We start from the raw sequence: 5523 nt of genomic DNA, 5'->3' as shown, positions 1-5523 counted from the left end.
TTGTTGCCGTGCTCAGGATGCGCGTCAAGCGGAAGGTGGTAGGCGAAGAGACTGAGGTCGTGCTGCAGCAGCGTGGCGATGCGCCGCTTCAGCCAGCCGGTCACCCGGCCGTCCTGATTGCGCCAGAAAAGACCATGGTGAACCAGCACGGCGTCGGCCCCGGCGGCTGCCGCCGCCTCGATGAAGGCCAGGCTGGCTGTCACCCCGCTGACCAGTTTCCTGACCTGCGGTTTACCCTCGACCTGCAGACCGTTCGGCCCATAATCCTTGAACCGATCCACTTCGAGCAGCGTGGCAAGGTAGCTGTCGAGCTCATCTCGGGTTGTCACGTCGTCTCCCATGCACAGATCCTGGCTGATTTTCTCCCAAGCGGTCACGGTCGCGCTGGCAGTGCTGTTTGTCGTGACGACGCTCAAACCGCAGTGGCTGCAAAGCCCCGCGCCACCGACCTCCGTGACGACGAACATGGCGCCTGCGCTGGAGCCGACGGCGCTGGGACCGGGCGGCGCCTTCGGCAGCTATGCCGGGGCGGCCAAACGTGCCGCTCCGGCCGTGGTCAGCGTGATCACCAGCAAGGCGTCGGCGATCGACGGGCCGCAGGGCGCCGATCCCTGGTTTCGCTATTTCTTCGGCGACCCGCAGTCGCCCGCGCAAAGCGGCGTCGGCTCGGGCGTGATCGTCTCGACCGATGGCTACGTGCTGACCAACAACCATGTGGTCGATAGCATGGACGACATCGAGGTCGTGCTCTCGGACGGCCGGCGAAGCCGTGCCGAAGTGATCGGCACCGATCCCGAAAGCGATATCGCCGTGCTGCGCATCGATCTCGACAAGCTGCCGGCGGTGGCCTTCGGCGACTCCGACGCGCTGCAGGTCGGCGACGTGGTGCTGGCCATCGGCAACCCGTTCGGCGTGGGCCAGACGGTCACGTCCGGCATCGTCAGCGCCTTGGGCCGCAACCAGCTCGGCATCAACACCTTCGAAAACTTCATCCAGACCGACGCCGCCATCAACCCGGGCAATTCGGGCGGCGCGCTGGTCGATGCCACCGGCAATCTCATGGGCATCAACACCGCCATCTATTCGAGGAGCGGCGGCAATCTGGGCATCGGTTTCGCCATTCCGGTGTCCACGGCCAGGCAGGTGCTCGACAGTCTGGTCCGCGACGGTCAGGTCACGCGGGGCTGGATCGGCGTGGAGCCGCGGGATCTGACGCCCGAGATGGCCGAAACCTTCAACCTCGCGGTGTCGCAGGGTGTGCTGATCACCGGCGTGCTGCAGGGCGGGCCGGCGAGCGAGGGTGGCCTGCGCCCCGGCGACGTGGTCACGCAGGTCGCCCGCAAGCCGGTCGCGAACACGGCGCAATTGCTCAATGCCGTCGCTTCGCTCAAGCCGCGTTCACGGGCGCTGCTCGGCGTGCAGCGCGGCGACAGCGCGATCGAGGTGACAGTGACCGTCGCGCAGCGGCCCCGGGTGGGCCCACCCCGCCAATGACCCAAGGGTGAAACCGCAGCCGCTCAGGCTGTACGGTCTTCGACCGCCGCCTCGGGCGGCGGTTGCGTGTGCTTGACGAACAAGCCCGCCATGTGAATGCCGATTTCATAGAGGATGACCATCGGGATGGCCAACGCGAGCTGCGAAATCACATCGGGCGGCGTGACGATCGCCGCGATGATGAAGGCGATCACGATGAAATAACCGCGAAACGCCTTGAGCTTCTCGATCGAGACCATGCCCATGCGCACCAGCAGCACCACCACGACCGGCACCTCGAAGGCCGCGCCGAAGGCGATGAACATGGACAGCACGAAACTCAAGTACGCCTCGATGTCAGGTGCCGCCGTGATGCTTTTCGGCGCAAAGCTCTGAATGAACTTGAAGACTTGGCCGAAAACAAAGAAATAGCAGAACGCCACGCCGATCAGGAACAGCAAGGTGCTTGAGATCACCAAAGGCATCACCAGTCTCTTCTCGTGGGTGTACAGGCCCGGCGCGACGAAGGCCCATACCTGGTAAAGCACGACCGGCAGCGCGAGCATGAAGCCGGCCATGAGCGTGATCTTCAGCGGCACCATGAACGGGGAGATCACGTTGGTGGCTATCAGCGTGGCGCCGGCCGGCAATTGAGCCACCAGCGGGGCGGCGAGCAGGTCGTAGAGCGCCGACGGGCCGGGCCACAAAGCGAAAATGCCGAAGCCTACGGCAATGGCGAGCGTGGCGCGGATCAGCCGGTCGCGCAGCTCGATGAGATGGGCGACGAAAGGCTGCTCGCTGCCTTCGAGCTCGTCGCGCTTTTCGGGGTCGCTCACGGGACTACAGCACGCGCGGCGGGCGGAAGCGCGCCACTCGCGCAGCACCAGATTGCGCCTTGGCGCGCACACCGTGGCGCTGGCGGTACCACTGCGGCACTGCGGCGCGCTTGACGCGCCAGTTCTTCTTGTTCGGACGGTAGTCGAGGGGCGGCTCGCTCAAGGCGTCGCTGGTGTAAGGGGAAGAGTCGCCCCCCCCGCCGCCGGAGGACGATTGCAACTCTGCCCAGGCCTCATTCATCTCGCTGCTCGCCTGCTTGACCTCGCTCGAGACGCCCTGCTCGACATCGCGCGCAGCGTCCTCGAACTGCGTCTTCATCTTCTTCAATTCTTCGAGCTCGATCGAGCGATTGACCTCGGCCTTGACATCCGAAACGTAACGCTGCGCCTTGCCCATCAGGTGGCCAACGGTGCGTGCCACGCGCGGCAGCTTCTCGGGCCCGATGACGATCAGCGCGACGGCGCCGATCAGCGCAATCTTGTCGAAACCGAAGTCGATCATGCGAGGGGTGCCCGGATCGCTCAGCGCTTGTGCTTGGCCTCGACGTCCACCGTGTTGGCGTCCGCGTTCTTGTTGGCTGTGACCTGCTGGGTCGGCGCCGATGCGTCGTCGTTCGGGGTCGAGCCGTCACGCACGCCGTCCTTGAAGCCCTTGACCGCGCCACCGAGATCGCTGCCCATGTTCTTGAGCTTCTTGGTTCCGAAGATCAGCACGACGATGACGAGCACGATCAGCCAATGCCAGATGCTGAATGTTCCCATGATGTTCTCCTGATGACGCAGTGGATGCGCAGCATGCGATTCTAGGCCAGCGAGGGTGTCAGACCCGTGTCCGGGGCTTGCGGTTCAATGCGCCGAAAGCGGCAGCAATCGCGGGCTTACCCCTTCAGCCAGGGTCGCGGGCCCCCGATGACGTGCATGTGCAGGTGATAGACCTCCTGCAGCCCGTCCTGACCGGTGTTGATCAGCGTGCGAAAGCCGTTGCTCACGCCGAGCTCGCGCATTAATTTCGGTGCGAGCACCAGCATGCGGCCCATCAGCTCCTGATGCTCGGGGCCGACTTCGGAGAGCATGGCGATGTGCCGCTTGGGGATGATCAGCACATGCACCGGGGCCCAGGGGTTGATGTCGTGGAAGGCGAGCAGGTGCTCGTCTTCAAAGGCCTTCCTGGATGGAATCTGCCCTTCGACGATCTTGCAGAAGATGCAGTGGGGGTCTTGCTGGCTCATGGTCAGTCGGGCATCGGCCGGTTGGCATTGAGGTTCATGCCGCCGCGAACGATGCGGTAGAGGAACCAGATCGAGATCACGCACCACGCGATCCAGCCAGGCAGCACGAACAGGAGCCACAGCGGGATCGTGATGACGTAAAGCGCGCCGGCCCACAGCACGGAGCGGATGCGCCACTTGAAGTGCGAGGCCTGCCAGGTGCCGGCAGCGTCGTCCTTTTTCACCACATCGAGGATGAAGGCGATGATGAGCAGCGCAATGCCCGGCTGAAAACTCGGAATCACCGCGCCCACCGCAACCACCAAGTGCAGCAGGTAGCTGATGATGCCGATGGTCTTGAGCGAGCGTTCACGCTCGGGATCGATCACGGTATTCATGCTTCCCTGGCCTCTCGGTGTTGCGCCTTGCGCAGTGCAAATTCTTCAAGCCCCGAAAGGCCTTCCCGTCGCTCGAGCTCCGCCAGCACCTGCGCCGGCGTCAGGCCGAAGTGGGCCAACGCCACCATGGCGTGAAACCACAGGTCGGCGGTTTCAGCCACGATCTTCTGGGGGTCGCCATCCTTGCCGGCCATGACCAGCTCGGTGGCCTCTTCGCCCACCTTTTTGAGGATCGCGTCGGTCCCTTTGTGGAAAAGGCGCGCCACGTAGCTCGCGTCGGGGTCGCCGGTGCGGCGTGACTCGATGACCGCCGCCAGACGAGCGAGCACGTCCTGCGACGGGGCCGACATCGTCTTCGCGTCGTCGAAAGGAGCGTTCATTTGTAGATGCGCTCCGGGTCCTCGAGCACCGGCAGCACGGCATGCCAGGCGCCCGCCTCGTAGCGCTGGAAGAAGCAGCTGTGACGGCCGGTGTGGCAGGCGATGGACGGATCACCCGCCGGGCGGCCGAGTTGCTCGACCTCGAGCAGCAGCACGTCGTTGTCGCAGTCAAGGCGCATGTCGATCACTTTCTGCCAGTGGCCGGATTCCTCGCCCTTGTGCCACAGGCGCCCGCGCGAGCGGCTCCAGTAGACCGCCTGGCCGATGTCGGCAGTGCGCTGCAGCGCCTCGCGGTTCATCCAGGCGAACATGAGCACGTCTGCGGTCCGGCTTTCCTGCGCGATGACCGGCAAGAGACCGTCCTTGTCCCACCTGATTTCGTCGAGCCAGCTCATGCAAACCAGTGTAGCAACGGGGGCAGAACGGCGGTGTCCGACCGCAGGGCAGCGGGACGCGTGCGGCTACAGACGAACCGGGATGCCGCGCGAGGCAAGCAGCGCCTTGGCCTGGCCGACGGTGAACGTGCCGTAGTGAAAGATGCTTGCCGCCAGCACCGCGTCGGCGCCGCCGATCGTGATGCCCTCGGCCAGATGCTCAAGCGCGCCAACGCCGCCCGAGGCGATCACGGGCACCGGCACCGCATCGCTGACTGCGCGGGTGAGGGCCAAATTGAATCCGATCTGCGTGCCGTCGCGGTCCATGCTGGTCAGAAGGATTTCGCCGCAGCCGTATTCCGCCATCTTCCGCGCCCAGACGACCGCGTCAAGGCCGGTGTTATTGCGCCCGCCGTGGGTGTAGACGTCCCAGCCCTCGCCGCGCTCGGCGGCGTCCTCGGCCGAACGCTGCTTGGCGTCGATGGCAACGACGATGCACTGTGCGCCGTACTTGTCGGACGCCTCGCGGATCACCTGCGGGTTGGCGACTGCAGCGGAATTGAAACTGACCTTGTCGGCACCGGCGTTGAGCAGGCGGCGCACGTCTTCCACCGTGCGCACGCCGCCACCCACGGTGAGCGGGATGAAGACCTGCGAGGCCACCGCTTCGATAATCGGCAGGATCAGGTCGCGACCGTCCGAGGTGGCGGTGATGTCGAGGAAGGTCAGCTCGTCGGCGCCCTGCTCGTTGTAGCGCGCGGCAATCTCCACAGGGTCGCCGGCGTCGCGCAGTTCGACGAAGTTGACGCCTTTGACGACCCTGCCGCCCGCCACGTCCAGGCAGGGAATGATTC

Annotated in this window: 10 protein-coding genes; 1 reads left to right on the top strand and 9 read right to left on the bottom strand. The window is 65.1% G+C overall.

Annotation, left to right across the window (positions count from 1 at the left end; genetic code table 11):
- Positions 1-341, bottom strand: a 341-nt coding sequence (locus tag H0W38_RS15700) for a Nif3-like dinuclear metal center hexameric protein (RefSeq protein WP_292455752.1), incomplete at its 3' end; no start/stop codon positions are given.
- Here H0W38_RS15700 and H0W38_RS15695 point away from each other — a divergent pair.
- Positions 340-1494 (top strand): trypsin-like peptidase domain-containing protein, encoded by a 1155-nt coding sequence (locus H0W38_RS15695; RefSeq protein ID WP_292455749.1) that lies wholly within the window; start codon positions 340-342, stop codon positions 1492-1494. The genes H0W38_RS15700 and H0W38_RS15695 overlap by 2 nt on opposite strands.
- 23 nt (positions 1495-1517) lie before the next feature.
- Here H0W38_RS15695 and tatC read toward each other — a convergent pair whose 3' ends face one another.
- The 8 genes from tatC to hisF form a co-directional block, all read right to left on the bottom strand.
- Positions 1518-2309 (bottom strand): twin-arginine translocase subunit TatC, encoded by a 792-nt coding sequence (gene tatC, locus H0W38_RS15690; RefSeq protein ID WP_292455747.1) that lies wholly within the window; start codon positions 2307-2309, stop codon positions 1518-1520.
- Between the two features lie 4 nt (positions 2310-2313).
- Positions 2314-2811 (bottom strand): Sec-independent protein translocase protein TatB, encoded by a 498-nt coding sequence (tatB, locus tag H0W38_RS15685; RefSeq protein ID WP_292455744.1) that lies wholly within the window; start codon positions 2809-2811, stop codon positions 2314-2316.
- Positions 2812-2831: 20 nt separating this feature from the next.
- Positions 2832-3071: a Sec-independent protein translocase subunit TatA gene (gene tatA / locus H0W38_RS15680; protein ID WP_292455741.1), complete on the bottom strand. Its 240-nt coding sequence runs from the start codon at positions 3069-3071 to the stop codon at positions 2832-2834.
- A gap of 116 nt (positions 3072-3187) precedes the next feature.
- A complete protein-coding gene (locus H0W38_RS15675; protein ID WP_292455739.1) occupies positions 3188-3538 on the bottom strand; it encodes a histidine triad nucleotide-binding protein in 351 nt (116 codons plus the stop codon).
- 2 nt (positions 3539-3540) lie between these two features.
- Positions 3541-3915, bottom strand: a complete 375-nt coding sequence (locus H0W38_RS15670) for a hypothetical protein (RefSeq protein ID WP_292455737.1) — start codon at positions 3913-3915, stop codon at positions 3541-3543.
- Complete coding sequence (locus tag H0W38_RS15665) at positions 3912-4295, bottom strand: phosphoribosyl-ATP diphosphatase (RefSeq protein WP_292455734.1); 384 nt, start codon at positions 4293-4295, stop codon at positions 3912-3914. The genes H0W38_RS15670 and H0W38_RS15665 overlap by 4 nt, the downstream gene beginning before the upstream one ends.
- A complete protein-coding gene (hisI, locus tag H0W38_RS15660) occupies positions 4292-4690 on the bottom strand; it encodes a phosphoribosyl-AMP cyclohydrolase (RefSeq protein ID WP_292455731.1) in 399 nt (132 codons plus the stop codon). Before hisI ends, H0W38_RS15665 begins: the two co-directional genes overlap by 4 nt.
- 66 nt (positions 4691-4756) lie before the next feature.
- Positions 4757-5521, bottom strand: a complete 765-nt coding sequence (gene hisF / locus H0W38_RS15655; protein WP_292455729.1) for an imidazole glycerol phosphate synthase subunit HisF — start codon at positions 5519-5521, stop codon at positions 4757-4759.
- Positions 5522-5523 lie beyond the last annotated feature (2 nt).

The organism is Methylibium sp., from assembly GCF_013817365.1.
Lineage (GTDB): Bacteria > Pseudomonadota > Gammaproteobacteria > Burkholderiales > Burkholderiaceae_C > Methylibium.
The sequence above is the reverse complement of the archived record's forward strand: the minus strand, read 5'-3'. Positions and strand labels throughout refer to the sequence as shown.